Consider the following 20,817-nt stretch of genomic DNA (forward strand, 5'->3'; position numbering starts at 1 on the left):
ACGAAAAGCCGGTAGGATTTTACAGTGATTTCCCGGTGCTGGACCAGATTCCGGAAGAAATTATTCCGGTAACCAAAGAGCAGGTATTTGAAGGAACCAATGGAATGGCAGTAACGCTTTATCCTAATATCCAGCCCTTTAAGCATACGCTCCATCTGATTCCCAAAATCCTGACGGTTGGAATCGGTTGCCGCAGGGGAACGGATGCAGTGGAAATTGAGCAGGCAGTGATGGAGTCGTTAAGTGCGGCGGGATTCTCCATTCATGGTATCGAACAGATTGCAAGTATCGATCTGAAGGCGGAAGAACCCGGCATCTTAAGCTTCTGTGAAAAATATAAGATTCCCTTTGTAACTTACAGCAAAGAAGAATTATCAGAAGTAAAGGGAACATTTACGGAGTCGGAATTTGTAAAAGAAATTACAGGAGTATCCAATGTATGCGAAAGAAGTGCGGTACTTGGAAGCCTGAGAGGCAGATTAATACAAAAAAAGAAAGTGGCAAAGGGCATTGAAAAAGCCCTCGGCATTACAACCGCCATTGCCCTAAGAGAATGGAGTGTTGAATTTGAATAAGATATATGTAGTTGGAATTGGACCGGGAGAATATGAACAGATGACTATGCGTGCAGCAAATGCCCTGAATGGCTGTGATACAATTATCGGTTATACGGTGTATGTAGATCTGGTAAAGGAGCATTTTGCAGGAAAAGAGTTCCTGACCACACCCATGACCAAAGAAGTAGATCGTTGCGTCCTTGCATTTGAAGAGGCGAAAAAAGGTAAAAATGTTGCGATGATCTGCAGCGGGGATGCAGGTGTATATGGTATGTCGGGACTGATGCTGGAAATTGGTGCAGAGTATCCCGGGATTGAAGTAGAAGTCATTCCGGGAGTAACTGCAGCTACTGGCGGAGCAGCCGTACTTGGCGCACCCTTAATCCATGACTTCGCATTAATCAGCTTAAGTGATCTCTTAACCCCCTGGGAAAAAATAGAAAAAAGGCTGGTTCTGGCTTCGGAAGCAGATTTTGTGATCTGTCTGTATAATCCCTCCAGTAAAAAACGTCATGATTACCTGCAGAAGGCATGTAATCTTATGATGGAGCATAAAGGGGGAGAAACAATCTGCGGTATTGTAATGAATATCGGCAGAGAGGGAGAATCCATGGAGGTCATGACTTTAAAAGAACTGCGTGATACCAAAGTGGACATGTTTACTACTGTGTTTATCGGTAATTCCCAGACAAAAGAAATAGACGGGAAGATGGTTACCCCAAGAGGATACAGACATGGATAAGATCCTGATTTTTGCCGGAACAACGGAAGGGCGTGAACTGGTACAGCACTGTACCGGGTACCTTTGCCCGGAGTCAGCGGATCAGGCTGTGGAAATTCATGCCTGCGTTGCAACGGAGTATGGCGGACAGCTGATTTCCTTCGATGCCGCATCGGATGTGGAAAAAGAATCCGCTCCGGGAATAAGGGTGCATACCGGGCGTTTAACCACGGAGCAGATGGCAGACTTGATGAAGGAAGAACAGATAGACCTGGTAATTGATGCCACACATCCCTATGCCGTTGCTGTTTCCGAGAATATTCAACTTGCCTGCACCCGGTGCGGCACGGAATATTTACGCCTCTTAAGAGGAAACAGTCATCTAAATGTGGATCGGGATATTTCGGTTGTGGCTTCCATAGAGGAAGCGGTGGAATTTCTTAAAAATACAAAGGGAAATGTGCTGGTTACCACGGGCAGCAAGGAACTGGCAAAATTTACTGCAATCCCAGGCTTTCAGTCCCGCATTTTTGCCCGGGTTCTGTCTACACCGGATGTTGCAGCAGCCTGTGCAGGATTGGGATTTCAGGGCAGGAACCTGATCTGCATGCAGGGACCATTTTCGGAAGAATTAAATATAGCCATGTTAAAACAGATTGATGCTTCCTATCTGGTTACGAAAGATTCCGGAAAATCCGGAGGATTTGAAGAGAAAATAACGCCAGCCAGACGTGCTGGTGCTCGAGTGGTTCTGTTTGGCAGACCGTTAGAAAATACCGGATTTACAATGGAAGAAATAAAAGAAATGCTAAAGCAGAGATTTGGGGCATTAAACCAGGAAGAGAAGAAAGAAAAACGCCTGGTATCACTGATCGGGATTGGTATGGGAACGCAAGAAAATATGACAAGAGAAGCATTTTCGGCCTGTGAGGAAGCAGATGTATTGATTGGAGCCGCCAGAATCTTAAAAACAGTGGAGAATCTTGGAAAACCTGTTTTTGTTTCCTACAGGGAAAATGAAATCAAAGACTTTGTACAAGCACATCCCGCATATAAAAAGATTGCAATTTTACTGTCCGGTGATATCGGATTCTATAGCGGGGCAAAAAAAATGCTGGATTTGTTTGGGGATTATCATGCAAAGGTTTATTCCGGAATCTCTTCCGTTGTTTACTTCTGTGGGAAATTGCACACTTCCTGGGAGGATGTTTATCTGATGAGCCTCCATGGCAGGGAGCAGAATCTGATAGCAGCGGTAAAGCGCCATAAAAAGGTATTTGCCCTGATCGGTAAGCAGGATGGTGTAAATCAGGTATGCCGGGATCTGTGCAGTTACGGGCTTTCGGATGTCAAAGTGCATACCGGAGAAAACCTGTCCTATTCCAATGAACGTATTCTAAGCGGTACGGCAGATTCCATGGCGGAAGAGACCTTTGAAAAGCTGTCGGTAGTATTGATCGAAAATCCGGAGGCTTCGATAGTGGTTACCCATGGAACCCGGGATGAAGCATTCTTAAGGGATAAGGTGCCAATGACAAAAAGTGAAGTACGCAGTATTTCTTTATCAAAGCTTCAGTTGAAAGAGAATTCCGTTATCTATGACGTTGGCGCAGGAACCGGTTCCGTATCCGTGGAGATGGCATTGCAGTCCTGGAATGGCGTTGTCTATGCGATTGAGAAGAAAAAGGAAGCGGTTCGGCTCATTGGGGAAAACAAAAAGAAATTTGCTGTCCCGAATCTGAATGTAGTGGAGGGGCTTGCACCGGAAGCATTGGAAGAACTCCCTGCACCAACCCATGCATTTATCGGCGGTTCATCCGGAAATCTGAAGCAGATCATGGAACTAATCCTGGGGAAAAATCCAAAAGCCCGGATTGTGATTAATGCCATTGCCCTGGAAACCGTAGCGGAAGCACTGAACTGCCTGAAAGAACTGCCGGTGAAGGATACGGATATTGCTGCCGTGTCGGTGGGAAAATCAAAAGAAGTAGGTAATTATCATATGATGATGGGACAGAACCCGGTTTATATTATTTCCTGCACAGGGGAATGATTTTTGAAATACATTCAGGTAGTCCGTCCGTGCAGAAAGAGGACGGACAGTGCTGAATAGTTTGTCAGACTGCCTGGTACTACATGTACAGGAATAGCTTGTCTGAAAGGAGATAGCATGCATCAGCCTAGAATTTTAATCACCGCAGGAGCAAGCGGCAGCGGAAAAACGTTAATAACCTGTGGCATTTTGCAGGCACTGCGGGAGCGGGGACTAGAAGTTTCCTCCTTCAAAAGCGGTCCCGACTATATAGATCCCATGTTTCACAGCAAGGTCATTAAAGCAAAGTCAGCCAATCTGGATTTGTTTTTTACCAATCCGGAAGTGACCAGATATTTGTTTGCCAGAACAGCCAAAGACACTGATATTTCCGTTATGGAGGGCGTCATGGGGTTCTATGACGGACTGGGGGGGACATCCGTTACCGCCAGTACCTATGAACTTGCAGCCGCCACAGATACACCGGCGGTGATGGTGGTAAACTGCCGGGGCATGAGCATATCGGTGCTTGCTCAGATCAAAGGATTTGTAGAGTATAAATCGGACAGTCATATAAAAGGAGTAATCCTGAATCAGATGTCGCCAATGCTCTATCCCAGGATAAAGGCAGCCATAGAGGAGGAAATTGGTGTCAGCGTGTACGGCTATGTGCCAAAGATAACAGATTGTCTCATTGAAAGCAGGCATTTAGGGCTGGTGCTGCCGGATGAAGTCAAAGATCTGGAAGAGAAGCTTACAAATTTGGCGGCAGTTCTGGAAGAGACGCTGGATATAGATGGATTGATAGAACTGGCTGGTACGGCACCTTTAATCAGCGGCAATCCGCCGGAGTTTGAAAAGGTGGAGGGCAATCCGGTGATTGCAGTAGCTTCAGATGATGCGTTTTGCTTTATCTACCAGGACAACCTCCGCATTTTGGAAGAAATGGGTGCAAAGCTGTTATATTTCTCTCCCCTTGCAGATGGGAAGGTTCCGGAAGGTGCAGACGGATTGCTGTTATACGGAGGCTACCCGGAGCTGTTTGCCAGGGAACTGCATCAAAATAAAATTATGAGGCAGGATATTAAGGAAAAATTGGAATCCGGTCTTCCCTGCATGGCAGAATGCGGTGGCTACATGTATCTCCATGAACAGATGGAAGATATGGAGGGGAATACTTACGAAATGGCTGGAGTCATTTCCGGCAGGGCATATCGTACAGAAAAATTAGGAAGATTTGGATACATCGATTTGACACCCAGAAAGGATCAACTGCTGGGAATGGATATTGGGATCATTAAGGCTCATGAATTTCATTATTTTGACAGCACGAATACGGGCAGCAGTTTTCTGGCAAGAAAACCTGCAGGGAAAAGAGAGTGGGAATGTATCTGCGGCAGCAGGCAGCTGATTGCGGGATTTCCCCATCTCTATTACTATTCCAATCCGGAGGTGCCGTACCGGTTCCTGAAACAGTGTGTATCCTACAGGAAATTACGAAGTGAAAGTGGAGGAAGAGAAGGATGTTATCATCCATATTAGCATTAATATTAGGTTTTCTGCTGGACCTGATTATTGGAGATCCGCATTTCATCTATCATCCGATCCGGCTGGTGGGGAATCTGATTTCCGTTACGGAAAGAGGACTTCGAAGTGTATTTCCAAAATCGGAAAAGGGAGAGCTTGCGGCAGGCGTTGTACTGGTTGTGATCGTTGCAGGCATCACCACAGCGGTACCCTGGATCATCTTATATCTGGCGGGTCTTCTAAGCAGCGGGCTGGTATTCGTTTTACAGACGATTATGTGCTACCAGCTTTTGGCTACGAAATCACTAAAAACGGAGAGTATGAAAGTGTACGACAGATTAAAGCAGCATGATCTGGAAGGCAGCAGGTATGCAGTGTCCATGATCGTGGGACGGGATACCAAGAGCCTGGACGAGACCGGTGTAACAAAGGCAGCAGTAGAAACCGTAGCGGAGAATACATCCGATGGAATTATCGCCCCCATGCTTTTTATGGCAATCGGCGGTGCCGTATTTGGATATTTTTATAAAGCGATTAATACCATGGATTCCATGGTTGGATATAAAAATGATAAATATCTTTACTTTGGCAGATTCGCGGCAAAGCTGGATGATGTTGTAAATTATATACCGGCAAGAATTTCAGCGTATCTGATGATCGGGGCATCTTTTTTTGCAGGTCTTTCCGTAAAAGATGCATACCGGATCTATAAAAGAGACCGTTATAATCACGCAAGCCCCAACTCTGCACAGACAGAGGCGGTAATGGCCGGAGCGCTGCAGATACAACTGGCAGGTGATGCCTGCTATTTTGGAAAGCTGTATAAAAAGCCAACCATTGGAGATCCCATGCGGGCAGTGGAAGCGGAAGATATTAAACGGGCAAATGTGCTGCTTTATGCAACTGCCATATTATCTTTGTTTGTATTTGCCGTGATAAAGCTTGCGGTATGGGGATTTCTCTTTTGTTAATCCGATAAAGTAAAGAATCAGGAAGAGGGGAGCGTCTATAGCTCCCAAGAGGACAAGATATGGATATCGAAAAACATAAACATGGCGGAGACATCTATTCCCAGGAAGTGAAAATGGATTATTCTGCGAATATCAACCCCCTGGGGATGCCGAAAGCAGTTATCCAGGCGGCATACGAAGGGATTTTAAGTTCGGTGAATTATCCGGATATCCACTGCGGGAAGCTGCGGGAAGCACTGTCTTTTAAGGAAGGTATCCAGAAGGAGCATATCATCTGCGGCAATGGTGCGGCAGAGTTGATTTTTTCCCTGGCAGCCGCAATCAAACCGAAAAAAGCATTACTGGCAGCGCCGGGTTTTGCAGAGTATGAACAGGCACTGCGGATCAATGGCTGTGAGATAGTGTACTATCTCCTGAAAGAAGAGCAGGGTTTTGAACTGCAGGAGGATTACCTGGAAGCCATCACACCGGATTTGGATTTGTTATTCTTATGTGTTCCGAACAACCCGACAGGTCTGGTAAGCCCAAAGGATTTTCTGGATAAGATCCTGGATAAATGCAGGGCATGCAATGTCTGGATGGTAGTAGATGAATGCTTTAATGATTTTTTAGATGATGCCGGGGTTTATACCATGAAGAATGAAATTACTTCAAATGATCATTTATTTATCTTAAAAGCATTTACAAAACTCTATGCTATGGCGGGACTGCGCCTGGGATATGGCTTTTGCAGTAATCTGGAACTTTTAGAAAAAATGGCGGATTCCGTCCAGCCCTGGAACGTTTCCATACCGGCACAGATGGCAGGAACAGCAGCGCTGCGCGAGGTGGGATTTGTAGAAAACAGCAAGGCACTGATTCGGGAAGAACGCCAGTATTTATCAATCAAAATGAAGGAGCTGGGATTTCAAGTTTATGATTCAAAAGCCAATTTCCTATTTTTTCGCGGACTTGAAAATCTGGCAGAGGAATGTAAAAAAAAGGGTATTCTCATACGAGACTGCAGTAATTACTATGGACTGAGTGATGGATATTACCGAATTGCGGTAAGAACACATGAAGAAAATGAAACATTAATGGAAATTATGCAGGAGATTATAAAAGCACGGGACAGCCACGCAGACCATTAGAGGTTTCGTGCACCCGGGACTTAAATTGGCGTTTGAGTGAAATTCAAAGAGTAAGTTCATAGCAAATCAGGGAGCAGGTTAAGCTTTCTATCAGAAAAAGGTTAGCAAAAGTGTCACATAGGAGGAAAATATGGCAAAAGCAATTATGGTGCAGGGGACCATGTCTAATGCAGGCAAGAGTCTGTTAGCGGCGGGGCTTTGCAGGATCTTTAAGCAGGACGGTTACAAAGTAGCACCTTTTAAATCCCAGAACATGGCTTTAAATTCATTTATTACGGAAGAAGGGCTTGAGATGGGACGTGCACAGGTTATGCAGGCAGAAGCAGCAGGTATCAAGCCTTCTGTTTATATGAATCCCATACTTTTAAAGCCCACTAATGATATCGGTTCACAAGTGATCGTAAATGGAGAAGTGGTTGGGAATATGAGCGCAAGAGAATATTTTGCGTATAAAAAGAATCTGGTTCCTGATGTGCTGCGTGCTTATCATAAACTGGAAGAGGAATACGATATTATTGTAATCGAGGGTGCCGGGAGCCCAGCAGAAATTAATTTAAAGCAGGAAGATATTGTAAATATGGGCATGGCGAAAATGGCGAAAGCCCCGGTTCTCCTTGTTGGAGACATTGACAGAGGCGGTGTGTTTGCACAGCTGATCGGTACGGTAATGTTATTGGAAGAGGATGAGAAGGCAATGATAAAGGGCCTGATCATTAACAAGTTCCGGGGAGATAAGACCATTCTGGAACCGGGAGTTGAAATGCTGGAAGAGCGGGCTGGCATCCCCGTGGTGGGAGTAGCGCCTTATCTTCAGATTGAGGTGGAAGACGAAGACAGCCTGACAGAACGTTTTTCGGGAAATCAGGAAGTTGGCTTAATCGATATAGCAGTCATACGCCTGCCAAGAATCTCTAATTTTACTGATTTTAATCCATTTGAGAGCATGGAGGGCGTATCCCTTCGTTACGTACATTCCGTCTCTGAGCTTAAGAACCCGGATATGATTATTTTACCGGGTACGAAAAATACCATGGAAGATTTGCTTTGGATGCGCCAGAACGGTCTGGAGGCATCAGTGCAAAAGCTGGCAGCAGCAGGGAAAATTATTTTTGGGGTCTGCGGCGGATACCAGATGCTGGGTGAGACACTGTCTGATCCGGATGGTGTGGAAGCCGGAGGGGAGATCAAAGGAATGGGTCTATTGCCTATGGATACCGTATTTGAAAAAGAAAAGACAAGAACCCGGGTATCCGGAACATTTGGCAGGATTGACGGTCCACTTGACAGCCTCTCCGGTGTAAAGCTGGAAGGATATGAGATCCATATGGGCAGCAGTACATTAAAAGAAGGCTGTGTACCTCTAACCGCTGTCTCTGACGGGGTCACACATTCGAAAGAAAAACCGGACGGAGCATACAGAGCTCATGTCTATGGAACCTATGTACACGGCATTTTTGACAAGGAAGAAGTGGCAAAGGAAGTGATCATGTCACTGGGCAGAATAAAAGGGATAGATGCAACAGAGATAACCAGTGTAGACTTCCAGGCATTTAAAGAAACCCAGTATGATATTCTGGCATCAGAGCTGAGAAAGCATTTTGATATGAAGAAAATATACCGGATTATGGAAGAAGGCATTTAACAGAGCATTTGAGCATTCGTGCGTTGAATATGATAAAAAACGCAGGTAAGCGGAATGAGAGGACATCATGAAAGTAGAATTAGAAAATGTAAAACCCAGAGATATAGAAAAGAGAAGCTTTGAAATCATTACGGAAGAGCTTGGAGAAAGGATACTTCCAAAAGATCAGGAACTGATTATCAAACGCTGTATCCACACCAGTGCTGACTTTGATTACGCAGATAATCTGTGCTTTTCAGAAGAGGCAGTGGCAAAAGCAATCAGTGCAATAAAGTCAGGTGCCTGTATCGTTACCGATACTCAGATGGCAAAAGCCGGCATTAATAAAAAAGCCCTTGCTAAGTACGGCGGTGAGGTATACTGCTTTATGTCAGACGAAGACGTGGCTCAGACAGCCAGGGAAAATGGCAGTACCAGAGCCACAGCCAGTATGGATAAAGCTGCTGCAATGGGGGAAAAACTAATCTTTGCCATTGGAAATGCGCCTACGGCATTAGTGAGGATTTATGAACTGATTCAGGAGAAAAAGTTAGATCCTGAATTAATTATCGGTGTTCCGGTTGGATTTGTAAATGTAGTACAGTCTAAGGAATTGATTATGGACAGTGACGTTCCTTATATTGTTGCACGGGGAAGAAAAGGCGGGAGCAATATTGCAGCCTGTATCTGTAATGCGCTGTTATATATGATTGATGATAACAGGGAATAGAGCAGTATGGCATGACGCTTATGAATGTAAGCGAATATGTCCAGTAAAAATTCAATTATATAACAGGAGTTTATATCCTTAAAAATGGAATACTAACTGGTGTGCCTAATACTTGGTATGCCAGTTTTCTCTATAGAAAAAATTACGGGTTTAAGAGGCGATAACGCCGGCGTAAATACGCCATTACATAACACACGCGATGTGGTCACTCTACAGATGAACACCTGACGCAGATAACATGAACGATGTGTAATGGCTTATTTACACTGGAGGTACTAGGTTATGATACAAAAATATAAAAAAACGTTACAGTTAATAAGCTGGGATTGGACAACATTACTTCTTTTTGAAGCGATTTATAAAATGATCTGGATGACCGGCCTGGTTTTTCTGCAGACAGGGTTAGAAGAGTTGATGGCCCGGGCAGATTTATATTATATTACCATGGACAATGCAGGCCGCCTGTTTACTTCTTCAAATTTGATACTGGGATTATTATTTTTACTGTTGTTGCTCGCATTCTTTATTTATATGGAAATAACAGGAATTATCATTTATTTTGACCACAGCCGAAGAGACGAACCGATTAAGGTGCGGGGGCTGTTGATTCAGTCTATGAAAAAAGCCATTATCGTATTTAAGCCGTTTAACCTGCCATTGCTTTTCTTTGTCATTCTGATGATGCCTCTGGCGGGGATCCCTTTTACCTCAGGTCCGTTTCAGGGTTTTGAGATACCGGGGTTTATTCTGGATTTTATTGTGGAGAATAGAGTATTAAACATTTTCTTTATTTCGGCTATGCTGATTGTAATGATAATCGTATTCAGGCTGGTATTCAGTCTGCATGAAGTAGTCCTGGAAAATAAAAGTTTCTTTCGGGGATGTAAAGAGAGTATTCATAAAACAAAGCATAAATTTATCGGTTCAATTTTTTCTTTTATTTTGTGGAATGTCCTTTATATTATTTTTGAAATAATTGCAGCAGCTGCAGTAATTGCAATTCTTCTGGCAGTTGCTAAGTTCTTCCGAACAGGGGTGGAAGCAAAGGACTATTTCTGGTTTAATCTAACGGTTTGGAGCGGTCTTGGAATTGTTTTGAGTACCATTGGCCTGGCGGTCTTCAATCTGGGATATATTTCCGTGTATTATTTTGAACAAAGTGGATGCAGCATTGTGAATCCTCAAAAAGATGAACGGCATCTGCTGCTGAGAACGGGAAAAAAGGTGGTAGTTCTGGTTATGGTATTTCTGATACTGGGATTGTATATTGATAATACGCCTTATGCCGTTAGCGCAGCCATGCTGCGGGACGATAACGCACATATCGATATTGTTGCCCATCGTGCAGGCGCCATGTTTGCCCCGGAAAATACAATTGCGGCACTGCATGAAGCTATAGACAGCAAAGCAGATTATGCAGAAATTGATGTGCAGGAAACAAAAGACGGGCAGCTGATTGTTATGCATGACGCTAATTTTGAACGGACAGCCGGAGTCCGAAAGAATGTATGGGATGTTGAGTTTAATGAATTAAGACAGTATGATGCGGGAATCCGCACTGCTTACCGCTACAAAGACGAAAAGATCCCCACACTGGAGGAAATGATTCAGGAAGCGGGAAATAACATAAAATTAATGATTGAATTGAAAAGTACCGGACATGAGCAGAATCTGGAACAGAGGACGGTTGACCTTATACGGCAATATCAATATCAGGAGCAGTGTATGGTGGTTTCCATGGACCGTAAAATACTAAAAAAGATAAAAGAGCTGGCCCCGGAAATTAAAACCGGTTTAATATCAGCTGTTGCATATGGAAGCCTGGAAAATATGGAGGAAGCGGATGCATTCAGTGTGGAAGCTACCTTTGTAACGAGAAATATGATAAGCCGCCTGAAAGCCAACGGAAAGCCGATCTATGTCTGGACCTTAAATAACGAAAAATCCATTCGCAAATATGTAGAAATGGGCGTGGATGGTATTATTACCGATAACCAATACCTGGCAAGCTACGTTCTGGATACCAGAGGGCAGGATCTGCTGTTAGACGGTATTGTAGATAAAATATTAGGGCAATAATCAATGCCATATCCAACTCGAATCTTCCCGGCATTCAGACTGCTGCCACAAAGCTGTTTCCTCGGGATCCACGGGCGGCAGCAGGTTATTCTTTTTTGGATATAGCATATTGTGTTTAGACAGTTCTGTGTGAAACAAGATTAAATCTGAACATGAGTAATTGGCTTTTTACGAAAGAACAGAAAGCGGCTCTTTTTAGCATCTGTTGAGGTATAGTATGTACCTGCAGCCATTACCAGAAATGCCAGAACAAAACTTACATGGGGTATTTCCCGGAAAATAATGAGGGAGAGAAATACCCCAATAAATGGTGATATAGAGTAATAGGCACTGGTTTTTGCTGCCCCGAGGCTTCTTTGGGCATATACATAGCAAAAAATACTCAAACCATAGGATACAAAGCCTAAAATCAGGGTACAGAAGATATAAAGGGCGGGAATACCATTCTCATGAAGGAGAAAGGACAGGAGCAAGGAGCCGATCCCGGAACCAAAGCCTTTGATGATAACCACTTTCAAAGGACTGTTTTTCGAAAGCATGCGGGTACAATTATTTTCAAATCCCCAGCATACACATGCGCCCAGCACAAAAAGTGAACTGTAGGAAAAGGAGAGGCTTCCAGGTTCGGGCAGAGATAGTATCAGGCTGGAAATCGTAATCAATCCGATGCCAAACCAGAGCCGTCCCGTAATTTTTTCCCGGAACAGGGTAAAAGCGATCAGTGAAGTAGCAACAATCTCAAAATTATTTAAAAGAGATACATTGGCTGCGGAGGCTTTTGAAAGTCCCGTCATTAATAAAAAAGGAGCCGCAATATCCAGTAAAATCATACCTGCAATGTAGGGGAAATCCCGTTTTACAAAAGGCGTGTCTTTGGAAGGGGATACAGCCTTTTTTTGAATCAAATTAATGGATGCCATTCCAAATCCGGCACCCAGGTAGAGCAGGGATGCCATAAGGGCAGGCGGTATTTCCGATAACAGCAGTTTAGAAACCGGGGAACTTATGGAATAAAGAACAGCTGCAGCGATGGCGCTAAATACAGCAATGTGTTTTTGGAATGTTATTTTCATAATGCGCACTTCCTTTCTATTCATATCCCCTATGGGGGGATATGAATATTATATCACCAAAGGATAGTGAATACAAGAGGTTGAAAAATTATAAAGTAGTATCCACCCTGTAAAGATAGAAAAAGGCACACAAAATTTGATTTGGATATAATAAAAATCCGATTGTCATAAACAATCGGATTTTTAGGGGTACGTCTTTATTTCTCATCTAGAGTCATTCGTATATGATTGATAAACAGATTACGTATACTGGAGTATTCCCCCAGACCTTTTAACACGCATTCTACTGGATATCCCGCTTCTTTCAATTGGCAGTACCAGGATTCCGGATCATCGCCCGCCATATCATTTCTGGCATGGTCTCCGGCAACGATCATAAATGGTGCCAAAACAACTTTTTTCGGTTTTTTTGCAGCAATCATTTTTAAGATTGAAGACATGGAAGGATATGCTTCCACAGTACCCAGGTATATATTTTCATAGCCATAATCTTTGAAAGCATAATCAAGTGCAGCATAGATTGCATTGGCATAATGGGTTGTCCCATGTCCCATCATAACCAGCACTTCATCTTCGGAAAGGGATGAAAACTCACTTGACACAGCTCGTATCACAGTCTGGTTATCTTCCTCGGTAGTGAGCAGCGGGTTGCCAAAGCGTATGGAATGAAAGGATTCCTGGAAAGCCAGGGCGTCTTCCTGCATCAGGTCATTCTCGATGCCGTTGATCACATGGGTTGGCTGAACGACAACATCCGTAATCCCATCTGCTTTCATTTGTTCCATTGCTTCTTTTACATTGTGAATGTGGATACCATCTCTTTTTTTAATCTTTGCCAGAATCATTTTGCTTGTCCAGGCACGGTAAACCCTGAATTCAGGAAAAGCCTCCTGTATCGAATTTTCGATGGCATCAATGGTAACCTTTCTGGTTTCGTCATAGCTGGTTCCAAAGCTAACCACCAGAATTGCCTGTTTCTTGTTCGTGTCTTCCAATTTCGTTCCTCCATAATGTGGTTTTGTACTTATTTTTTCAATATAGCCTTCCAAAGTGGACAGGCTTTTTGGCAGTGGGAGAGAGGGGAGAAGGACTCCCTTCTTACAAAGACTTTCAAATAGCTGGATTGCAGCGGGCTGTTCCAGATTTGTCTGGTGAAGCACGGATTTATTTACAAAGACTTCTTCCGGTGCTCCTTCCATATAAACGGTGCCGTCTTTAAACAATACCACATCATCGGCCCATTTCAGAGCAAAGTCAACGTCGTGAGTGGAAATAATGACGGTTATTCCCTGATGGGTTAATTGATCAATGATCTGGTTTACCAGGGTGGTGTGCTTGGGGTCCAGCGCTGCAGCCGGTTCGTCAAATATTATTACATCTGGATGCATAACCAGAATATCTGCGATAGATACCTGCTTTTTCTGCCCGCCGCTTAAAGCATGGGTAGGTTTGCTTCGAAAAGGGGTGATTTCAAGGTGTTCGATCACATCTTCCACCTCTTTTTTAGCGGTTTCTTCATCTACGCCCAGATTCAGGATCCCAAAGGAAATTTCCTGATATACACTGGCTGAAAACAACTGGTTATCCGGGTCCTGAAATACAATGCCCACTTTGCTGCGAAGGGCTAACAGACCTTTCCGGCTATAGTTGTAAGGTTTTCCATAGAAGTACATCGTTCCGCTCCCGGGCCGGTGTATGCCGTTCAGGCAAAGGAAAAAAGTAGATTTACCGGAACCATTGGCGCCCATAAAAGCAATTTTTCTGCCCTTGCGGATTTCCAGGTTGATCCCATTTAATGCCTGGTTACCGTCTTCATAGGCATAACACACATTTTCGGCTTTCAGGATAATATCGTTCATAATTTTTCTCCTCTATATATGTAATCCGCAGATACGCAGTATCACGGATAGAATAATCAAAGTCAGTTCAAATACAATCAGATAAATAATATGATTTTTCTTAGCAGGATAATTTTCTTCCAGAACATGAATCGTTCCGTCATAACAACGGGATTCCATAGCATCAAACAAAAAGGAAGATTTTTTAAAAGCGCGGATAAACAATGCCGAAATCAGGTTTCCCATGGATTTGCAGGAAGTTTTCAAATTCACATTTCCAAGACGGGAGCGCTGTGCGCAAGTCAGGGAATCTGCGATATCCAGTAATACAAAAATAAAACGGTAAATGAGCAGCATCAGTTCTATCATTATTTCCGGACAATGGATTTTCCGAAAAACAGTTAAAATGTCTGTAATAGGGGTGGAAAGCGATAAAAAATATAAACAGGAAACGCTTGCCAGGGCAGTTAGAATCAGCTGTGCTGCAAATAGCAGGGATGTCCGGCTGCTTGTTATATAGATATTCCCGATGGGAACAGCAAAAGCCGAGAGGGGAGTTTTAGAAAAATTAATAATAATAGCAATGGTGCTTAAAAATAAGAAGATAAGCGGTATTCGCATCAGCCTGAAATAATGGGAAGGGGATATCCCTCCAAGATGTATGGTGAGATATCCCATTGCAAATAAAATGCAGACAGACAATGCAATCGAACGATCTATTACACAAACTAAAAGTGTAATTATTGCAAGAGTTGTTTTAACAGAAGCATTTGTATATCTTAATTTTGAAGTATAACATAGCTTATCTATGATGATCATTTTATGAACCTTCCCATTATATAGTATTTAAGAGATTCCGGCAATTAAGCTTTCGCTTTTTTCGAACTGTTAAAAGTTCCGTTGTTCTCTTCATCCTTTTTCGCGTGCTTTGTGCGTTCACGCAGCATACCGATACAATAGCCAAATACACCTGCGCCAAGAGCAGCCTGGAGACAGAAGAGAAGACTTTCTGTTTCTCCGCCCGGCGGTTCCATAATAGGAGATGCCCAAGGCTGATAACTGGGGTCGATCTGGGTGATCGCTTCTTCAGCAGCACCATCCGCACCGCCGAATTCCGAATCTTTGTTCAAAGCCAGAGGAATAACTGCAATTAATACACAGATTAAAAGCAGAATAATGACTGTTTTTCCTTTACCGCCCATTAACGACACCTCCTTTAAAATAACCAAGATCTGTTAATTCAGATTTAGCATAGGATTCCAGACCAATCATCACAACGGCTGTAATGATACCTTCAATAATGGCAAGGGGTACCTGGGTTACTGCGAAAATACCCATGAATTTGGTGAGGGAAGCCATAAATCCGCCAACCTCCGAAGGATACGCAATTGCCAGCTGAAAGGATGTAATCATATAGGTAAATAAATCGCCCAGGCAAGCTGCCAGGAATACGGATACTAATTTATTTACATTAAATTTCCGGCAGAGCTTGTAGATTCCAAATGCAAGGAAAGGACCTGCAATCGCCATAGAAAAGGTATTGGCTCCCAATGTGGTAAGCCCTCCATGTGCCAGCAGAATTGCCTGGAATAATAAAACGATGATGCCGATGATACTCATAGCACTTGGTCCAAATAAGATCGCACCCAGTCCGGTTCCGGTGGGATGAGAACTGCTTCCCGTTACGGATGGAATCTTTAAGGATGACAATACAAATGCAAATGCACCCGCAATCGCAAGGATTACCAGGACTTTACGGTGTTCAGCAAGGGTTTTTTTAATGGAAAAAAATCCTGCCACTAAAAAAGGAACACATAACACACCCCAGATAATACAGTATGTAGGTGCAAGGTAACCTTCCATAATGTGCATTGCATTAGCAACAGGAGCAATTCCAAAGGCTAATGCAAATGCGCCGGCTAATACAACCAGTTTTCTTTGTTTCAAACTCATTCTTCTTTCCTCCTACATAAAAAATCGCCTGATCTTCAACAAATTCAGAAGATAGGCGTATGGTCAGAAAATCTTGAGGACGAACATAGAAATCTATGGACATCGACAAAATAATCCGGGCACACCTAGCCATCGTTCGTAACTATGTGTAAATCTCTTATCGCAGGCAGGTCTTCTGACTCAGGCGTTAACATATCGGCTCGTCTTCCCATTCCAATAACAAACAGTGACATTTTGAGCGGATACTCTTCCAATACAGCGGCGTGACCGTGCGGGCATTTCACCCGGCTTTCCTATTCTCTGCTTTTTAGAGCGTGGCTGAAAAGAATTTTCAGACATGCTCTGGCAGCACCTGTCGATATTCAATTATGACAAAATTTTACCATGTACCGGTATAAAAGTCAATAAAATATCTTGACTTTTCCGGCATATGAATATAATATTTCTATATAGAAATATACGATATAGAAAGGTGAGAAATGGAGACAAAAGGAGGATTTTACATATCGCAGATTAAGCAGCTGCAAGACAGGATATTTGGCAGGTTATTAGCTGAGGCGGGACTGGAAATCAATGGATCCCAGGGCAGGATACTATTCGTGCTATGGAAAGAGGAGGGGTTGACGATGAGTGAGATCGGAAAGCGTACTTCTCTGGCAAACAATACACTGACCAGCATTATTGACCGAATGGCATCCAGAGAAATCCTGATTCGTAAACAGGATGCCAAAAACCGCCGTCAGGTCAGGATCTATTTAACGGACACTGCCAGGAATATGAAGAAGAAATACGAAGAAGTTTCGCAGAAAATGAACCGGTTATTTTATCGGGGATTTGAGGAAGAAGAGGTGGGAGAACTGGAGATTAATTTAAAACGCGTCCTGGAAAATCTGAAAGATTATGAAAGGGACGTCGAAAAAGACAGCAATTGAAGTCAGTAGACAGAAAACATTAAAAAAACGAGGAGAATAATGATGAGAGATCCTGAAAAGACAATAGGAAATATGATTGACAAACAATCAGTAGTATATGTAGGTTCCATAGACCGGGAGGGTTTCCCGAATTTAAAAGCAATGTATGCTCCCAGAAAAAGGGAGGGAATAAAAATACTATATTTTACTACCAACACTTCTTCCATGCGGGTAAGGCAATTTATGGAGAATCCAAAGGCTTGTGTCTATCTTTGCGACAGACGCTATTTTCGCGGCATTATGCTGCGCGGAACAATGGAAATTCTACAGGACAGCGAAAGCAAGGAGATGATCTGGCAGGAGGGAGATACGATGTACTACAAAGAAGGAGTGACGGATCCGGATTATTGTGTGTTGAAGTTTACAGCTTCCAGTGTCAGGCATTACAGTAATTTTAAATCTGAAAGCTTCGGACTGGAATAGAGTATGGGACGGAGGAAGATTGACGGGCTGCTCTTGCCCGTCCTCTCGCCGCTCCAATTATCGGTATGTCTGCCTGAGTGCAGGTTGCAATGCATATTAAAAAAGCAACATGCTGTGCAAGAAATAAAAATTTAATAATATGAGATATTTTTAAATAAATAGTTGATATAAAAGAAAACATGTGATATAATCATAAACAAGCGGAATGAATCAGTAACCACATCCATACAACAGAGTGAATTTGCTCACAGAATCATCTGCCTAAAGCGGATATCATGTATTTCCAAAACAGGCTCGAGAGTCCAGAAAGCAATTATAAAACTTGCTCTATAGCAGTCAAAAAATAAATCAAGTAGATTTCTCTACGAATTTTTCCAATTTGCCAAAATTGAATTCCATTAAAACTATTTTGTATGCATGTATGTTAATTCATAAATTCGGGTGTGCTTTTCTGAAATAGAACCGCTGAGTCAACAACCCCGCTGCAAGCAACGGGGCATCAAATTTGTAACGCTGCGAGCAGCGGGGCATTTGTTCTCCGCTTTCGCTCCGGCCGTTGCTAAACGAACGTCCACTGGACGTTCACAACCCTCGCGGCAGTCGCCAAATGGATGCGCCAGCGTGTCCGTTTGGCTCGTTGCTTGCGGGAATAAAAGGTGAGAAGGGAGGGGGCGGCAATGAATCACAAATTTATTATTAGAATAAGCGTTTAACCAAAAGGACCGTACAGGGAAACCGGTACGGTTCTATAACCTTAAGAAGATCACGGGATTTTGTATCCTGTTTTACATAATAAAAAGCGTAAGAGCGTGTTTGAAAAATCATTCTCACTTTCTGCACATCCCACGCAGCAGTATCTTTACCACAAATTCATGCTAAACAGCCTGCTGCATATCCGTCATCCAGGACGAATCTCCCTTTAACCATGACGCATATCTGACAGAAAGAATTTTTCAAACACACAATAGATTCGGATTGTATTATTTTAAATTAATTGTTTGATTTTGTAAAATGTTGTGCTATGATGATTAAAGATTGCTACTGATCAATTACACAAATTGATAGGGCCTGTTTAAACTTAAGAAGAAGAATGTTGAGGAATGTTTTATGGGGATTCAGATGATAGGTATTGACCACAGCAGGGCAGTATTGGATGTGCGGACGATCTTTTCGTTTACAAAAAAAAGTACGGCCCAGGCTTTTGAGGAACTGAAAAAAATTGAAGGCATACAGGGCAGCATTATGATATCCACCTGTAACCGGATGGAATTATGGGTGAGCAGCCGGGAAGATTTTGAAGGTTCTTTGTATGAGATTTTGTGTGAGATACGCCAGGTGCCTAAGGAGTTGTACCGGGAATATTTTGTAGAACGCCGGGAAGAGGATGCGGTACGGCATTTATTTGAGTTATCCTGTGGTCTGAAATCTAAGATCTTAGGAGAAGACCAGATCATTACCCAGGTTAAAGAAGCACTTGCTTTTGCCAGAGAACACTATGTTACCGATAATGTGCTTGAGATATTGTTCCGTATGGCGGTTACTGCTGCAAAAAAGGTAAAGACCAATGTGACCATGTCCACTGCTAACCAATCGGTGATTCATCAGGCGACAGAAGTCTTGAAGAAAGAAGGATATTCCTTTAGCGGCAAAAAATGTATGGTTATTGGGAACGGTGAAATGGGAAAACTTGCGGCTACTGTTATGTGCCGGGAAGGAGCCGATGTAACGGTTACCGTTAGGCAGTACCGCAGTGGAATTGTAGAAATTCCTCATGGATGCAAAAGAATTGATTACGGAGAACGCATGTCGCTGTTTGGTGAGTGTGATTATGTGGTCAGCGCAACGGCAAGTCCAAATTACACCCTGAAAGAACATTGTATCAGGGAAGCCAAAGTCTGTCATAATATGGTGCTGATTGATCTTGCAGTACCAAGAGATATTGATCCGGCAGCCAGAGAACTTCCCTTTATCAAGTTATATGACATCGATTATTTTCATATAGATCTTCAGAATGAGAAATTGAAAAAAAATATTGAAGATGCTAAGGTGATCCTGCAGGGTCAGATCGATGAATTTTTTGAGTGGTATGAATGCAGGGATGTCATACCGAAAATACAGGATATCCGAAATAGTGCCGTCATCGATTTGAAGCTTCGGATTCAGAAAATCGTAAGAGAACTGCCTGTGGAAATGGATATTCAGGCGAGCCTGCAGGAAAGCATTGAGTCGGCAGCCGGAAAAGTGGTCAATAAGATGATGTTCGGCCTGCGGGATGAAGTCAGTAAGGAAACCTTCCGGGAATGTGTGGAGGGTTTAAATAAAGTATATGAAAACTAGAGGGGATAATAAAAATGGAAAGAAGTATATGTATCGGAAGCCGGGAGAGCAGGCTCGCTGTAATCCAGACGGAAATGGTGATGGAACATATAAAAACTAACCATCCGGAAATTGAAGTCAAAATGCTCACTATGAAGACGACAGGGGATATTATTCTGGATAAAACCCTGGATAAAATTGGCGGCAAAGGACTATTTGTAAAAGAACTGGATAAAGCGCTTTTGGATAAAAGAAGCGATCTGTCCGTTCACAGCTTAAAAGATATGCCCATGGAAGTTCCAGAAGAACTGCCAGTTGTTGCTTATTCGAAAAGGGAAGATCCAAGGGATGTACTGGTGTTGCCAAAAGGTGCTGAAAAGTGGGATTCATCTCTGCCAATTGGGTGTTCCAGTCTGCGCAGAATACTCCAGATGAAAGAGATTTTTCCCGATGCCCAATTTCAGACTGTGCGGGGAAATGTTCTGACACGTTTGAAGAAACTGGATGACGGTGAATACAGTGCACTTATTCTGGCGGCAGCCGGTCTTAAGAGACTGGGACTTAAAGATCGAATCAGCCGGTATTTTGAGCCGGAGGAGATGATGCCGGCAGCCGGTCAGGGAATCCTTGCCATACAGGGAAGAGCAGGAGAAGACTATGGATTTCTAAAAGACTATGCAGATGAAGAAGCCGGTTATGCGGCAGAGGCGGAACGTGCTTTTGTAAGAGAATTAAACGGGGGATGCAGTTCGCCTGTAGCAGCGCATGCAGTTGTAAAGGAAGATAAAATTTTCCTCATAGGACTTTATTATGATGAAGAATCCAATACTTATCTCAAAGGCAGCAAAGAGGAATTTGCTGTAAATGCCGCAAAA

General features: G+C 43.1%; 19 protein-coding genes, 1 pseudogene and 1 riboswitch. Of the genes and pseudogenes, 13 read left to right on the forward strand and 7 right to left on the reverse strand.

Annotation, left to right across the window (positions count from 1 at the left end; all coding sequences use genetic code 11):
* The 9 genes from ACH2DQ_RS29310 to ACH2DQ_RS29350 all read left to right on the forward strand — a co-directional run.
* A partial coding sequence (locus ACH2DQ_RS29310; protein ID WP_395028834.1) for a cobalamin biosynthesis protein occupies window positions 1-575 on the forward strand: 575 nt, incomplete at its 5' end.
* Window positions 568-1,299 carry a precorrin-3B C(17)-methyltransferase gene (gene cobJ, locus ACH2DQ_RS29315; protein WP_394912820.1) on the forward strand — a complete coding sequence of 244 codons (732 nt, stop codon included), beginning with the start codon at window positions 568-570 and terminating at the stop codon, window positions 1,297-1,299. The genes ACH2DQ_RS29310 and cobJ, both read left to right, overlap by 8 nt.
* Complete coding sequence (cobK, locus tag ACH2DQ_RS29320) at window positions 1,292-3,331, forward strand: precorrin-6A reductase (RefSeq protein WP_395028836.1); 2,040 nt, start codon at window positions 1,292-1,294, stop codon at window positions 3,329-3,331. The genes cobJ and cobK overlap by 8 nt, the downstream gene beginning before the upstream one ends.
* 117 nt (window positions 3,332-3,448) lie before the next feature.
* Window positions 3,449-4,852, forward strand: coding sequence for a cobyrinate a,c-diamide synthase (locus ACH2DQ_RS29325; protein WP_394912818.1), 1,404 nt, complete (start codon window positions 3,449-3,451; stop codon window positions 4,850-4,852).
* Window positions 4,834-5,808 carry an adenosylcobinamide-phosphate synthase CbiB gene (gene cbiB, locus ACH2DQ_RS29330; RefSeq protein WP_394912817.1) on the forward strand — a complete coding sequence of 325 codons (975 nt, stop codon included), beginning with the start codon at window positions 4,834-4,836 and terminating at the stop codon, window positions 5,806-5,808. Before ACH2DQ_RS29325 ends, cbiB begins: the two co-directional genes overlap by 19 nt.
* A gap of 59 nt (window positions 5,809-5,867) precedes the next feature.
* Window positions 5,868-6,938 carry a pyridoxal phosphate-dependent aminotransferase gene (locus tag ACH2DQ_RS29335; protein WP_394912816.1) on the forward strand — a complete coding sequence of 357 codons (1,071 nt, stop codon included), beginning with the start codon at window positions 5,868-5,870 and terminating at the stop codon, window positions 6,936-6,938.
* Window positions 6,939-7,068: 130 nt separating this feature from the next.
* Window positions 7,069-8,580, forward strand: coding sequence for a cobyric acid synthase (locus ACH2DQ_RS29340; protein WP_394912815.1), 1,512 nt, complete (start codon window positions 7,069-7,071; stop codon window positions 8,578-8,580).
* A 67-nt stretch (window positions 8,581-8,647) separates the two neighbouring features.
* On the forward strand, window positions 8,648-9,289 hold the full coding sequence (locus tag ACH2DQ_RS29345; protein WP_394912814.1) for a precorrin-8X methylmutase: 642 nt from the start codon (window positions 8,648-8,650) through the stop codon (window positions 9,287-9,289).
* 282 nt (window positions 9,290-9,571) lie between these two features.
* Entirely contained in the window at window positions 9,572-11,368 is a 1,797-nt protein-coding gene (locus ACH2DQ_RS29350) for a glycerophosphodiester phosphodiesterase family protein (RefSeq protein ID WP_394912813.1), read from the forward strand.
* A 140-nt stretch (window positions 11,369-11,508) separates the two neighbouring features.
* Here ACH2DQ_RS29350 and ACH2DQ_RS29355 read toward each other — a convergent pair whose 3' ends face one another.
* From ACH2DQ_RS29355 to ACH2DQ_RS29380, 6 genes and pseudogenes are all read right to left on the reverse strand, one after another.
* Window positions 11,509-12,441, reverse strand: a complete 933-nt coding sequence (locus ACH2DQ_RS29355) for a DMT family transporter (protein ID WP_394912812.1) — start codon at window positions 12,439-12,441, stop codon at window positions 11,509-11,511.
* 197 nt (window positions 12,442-12,638) lie between these two features.
* On the reverse strand, window positions 12,639-13,436 hold the full coding sequence (locus ACH2DQ_RS29360; RefSeq protein ID WP_394912895.1) for a sirohydrochlorin cobaltochelatase: 798 nt from the start codon (window positions 13,434-13,436) through the stop codon (window positions 12,639-12,641).
* Window positions 13,437-13,700: 264 nt separating this feature from the next.
* Window positions 13,701-14,300 (reverse strand): annotated as a pseudogene (locus tag ACH2DQ_RS29365) (energy-coupling factor ABC transporter ATP-binding protein); the annotation flags it as partial.
* 12 nt (window positions 14,301-14,312) lie between these two features.
* Window positions 14,313-15,098, reverse strand: coding sequence for a cobalt ECF transporter T component CbiQ (gene cbiQ / locus ACH2DQ_RS29370; protein WP_394912811.1), 786 nt, complete (start codon window positions 15,096-15,098; stop codon window positions 14,313-14,315).
* Between the two features lie 44 nt (window positions 15,099-15,142).
* Window positions 15,143-15,481 (reverse strand): energy-coupling factor ABC transporter substrate-binding protein, encoded by a 339-nt coding sequence (locus ACH2DQ_RS29375; protein ID WP_394912810.1) that lies wholly within the window; start codon window positions 15,479-15,481, stop codon window positions 15,143-15,145.
* Window positions 15,471-16,232, reverse strand: a complete 762-nt coding sequence (locus ACH2DQ_RS29380; RefSeq protein WP_027296940.1) for an energy-coupling factor ABC transporter permease — start codon at window positions 16,230-16,232, stop codon at window positions 15,471-15,473. Before ACH2DQ_RS29380 ends, ACH2DQ_RS29375 begins: the two co-directional genes overlap by 11 nt.
* Before the next feature lie 147 nt (window positions 16,233-16,379).
* Window positions 16,380-16,565, reverse strand: a riboswitch (cobalamin riboswitch).
* Window positions 16,566-16,711: 146 nt separating this feature from the next.
* Here ACH2DQ_RS29380 and ACH2DQ_RS29385 point away from each other — a divergent pair.
* Window positions 16,712-17,164: a MarR family winged helix-turn-helix transcriptional regulator gene (locus ACH2DQ_RS29385; RefSeq protein WP_394912809.1), complete on the forward strand. Its 453-nt coding sequence runs from the start codon at window positions 16,712-16,714 to the stop codon at window positions 17,162-17,164.
* A gap of 42 nt (window positions 17,165-17,206) precedes the next feature.
* The gene (locus ACH2DQ_RS29390) at window positions 17,207-17,626 is read left to right on the forward strand and encodes a pyridoxamine 5'-phosphate oxidase family protein (protein ID WP_394912808.1); all 420 of its coding nucleotides are present in this window, start codon (window positions 17,207-17,209) and stop codon (window positions 17,624-17,626) included.
* A 696-nt stretch (window positions 17,627-18,322) separates the two neighbouring features.
* Here ACH2DQ_RS29390 and ACH2DQ_RS29395 read toward each other — a convergent pair.
* Window positions 18,323-18,496, reverse strand: coding sequence for a DUF6783 domain-containing protein (locus tag ACH2DQ_RS29395; protein WP_394912894.1), 174 nt, complete (start codon window positions 18,494-18,496; stop codon window positions 18,323-18,325).
* 237 nt (window positions 18,497-18,733) lie between these two features.
* On the opposite strand from ACH2DQ_RS29395, the gene hemA reads away from it, so the two are divergent.
* On the forward strand, window positions 18,734-19,963 hold the full coding sequence (gene hemA / locus ACH2DQ_RS29400) for a glutamyl-tRNA reductase (protein ID WP_394912807.1): 1,230 nt from the start codon (window positions 18,734-18,736) through the stop codon (window positions 19,961-19,963).
* Window positions 19,964-19,977: 14 nt separating this feature from the next.
* Window positions 19,978-20,817 (forward strand): hydroxymethylbilane synthase (hemC, locus tag ACH2DQ_RS29405; RefSeq protein ID WP_395028839.1); only part of this gene is annotated, 840 nt, incomplete at its 3' end.

This window comes from Robinsoniella sp., from assembly GCF_034124845.1.

What these genes read in the sequence shown, in the direction of transcription:
- cobK (WP_395028836.1), top strand. Translation starts at nt 1,292, where the DNA reads ATGGATAAGATCCTGATTTTTGCCGGAACAACGGAAGGGCGTGAACTG.
- ACH2DQ_RS29325 (WP_394912818.1), top strand. Translation starts at nt 3,449, where the DNA reads ATGCATCAGCCTAGAATTTTAATCACCGCAGGAGCAAGCGGCAGCGGA.
- cbiB (WP_394912817.1), top strand. Translation starts at nt 4,834, where the DNA reads ATGTTATCATCCATATTAGCATTAATATTAGGTTTTCTGCTGGACCTG.
- ACH2DQ_RS29335 (WP_394912816.1), top strand. Translation starts at nt 5,868, where the DNA reads ATGGATATCGAAAAACATAAACATGGCGGAGACATCTATTCCCAGGAA.
- ACH2DQ_RS29340 (WP_394912815.1), top strand. Translation starts at nt 7,069, where the DNA reads ATGGCAAAAGCAATTATGGTGCAGGGGACCATGTCTAATGCAGGCAAG.
- ACH2DQ_RS29345 (WP_394912814.1), top strand. Translation starts at nt 8,648, where the DNA reads ATGAAAGTAGAATTAGAAAATGTAAAACCCAGAGATATAGAAAAGAGA.
- ACH2DQ_RS29350 (WP_394912813.1), top strand. Translation starts at nt 9,572, where the DNA reads ATGATACAAAAATATAAAAAAACGTTACAGTTAATAAGCTGGGATTGG.
- ACH2DQ_RS29355 (WP_394912812.1), bottom strand. Translation starts at nt 12,441, where the DNA reads ATGAAAATAACATTCCAAAAACACATTGCTGTATTTAGCGCCATCGCT.
- cbiQ (WP_394912811.1), bottom strand. Translation starts at nt 15,098, where the DNA reads ATGATCATCATAGATAAGCTATGTTATACTTCAAAATTAAGATATACA.
- ACH2DQ_RS29375 (WP_394912810.1), bottom strand. Translation starts at nt 15,481, where the DNA reads ATGGGCGGTAAAGGAAAAACAGTCATTATTCTGCTTTTAATCTGTGTA.
- ACH2DQ_RS29380 (WP_027296940.1), bottom strand. Translation starts at nt 16,232, where the DNA reads ATGAGTTTGAAACAAAGAAAACTGGTTGTATTAGCCGGCGCATTTGCA.
- ACH2DQ_RS29385 (WP_394912809.1), top strand. Translation starts at nt 16,712, where the DNA reads ATGGAGACAAAAGGAGGATTTTACATATCGCAGATTAAGCAGCTGCAA.
- ACH2DQ_RS29390 (WP_394912808.1), top strand. Translation starts at nt 17,207, where the DNA reads ATGAGAGATCCTGAAAAGACAATAGGAAATATGATTGACAAACAATCA.
- hemA (WP_394912807.1), top strand. Translation starts at nt 18,734, where the DNA reads ATGGGGATTCAGATGATAGGTATTGACCACAGCAGGGCAGTATTGGAT.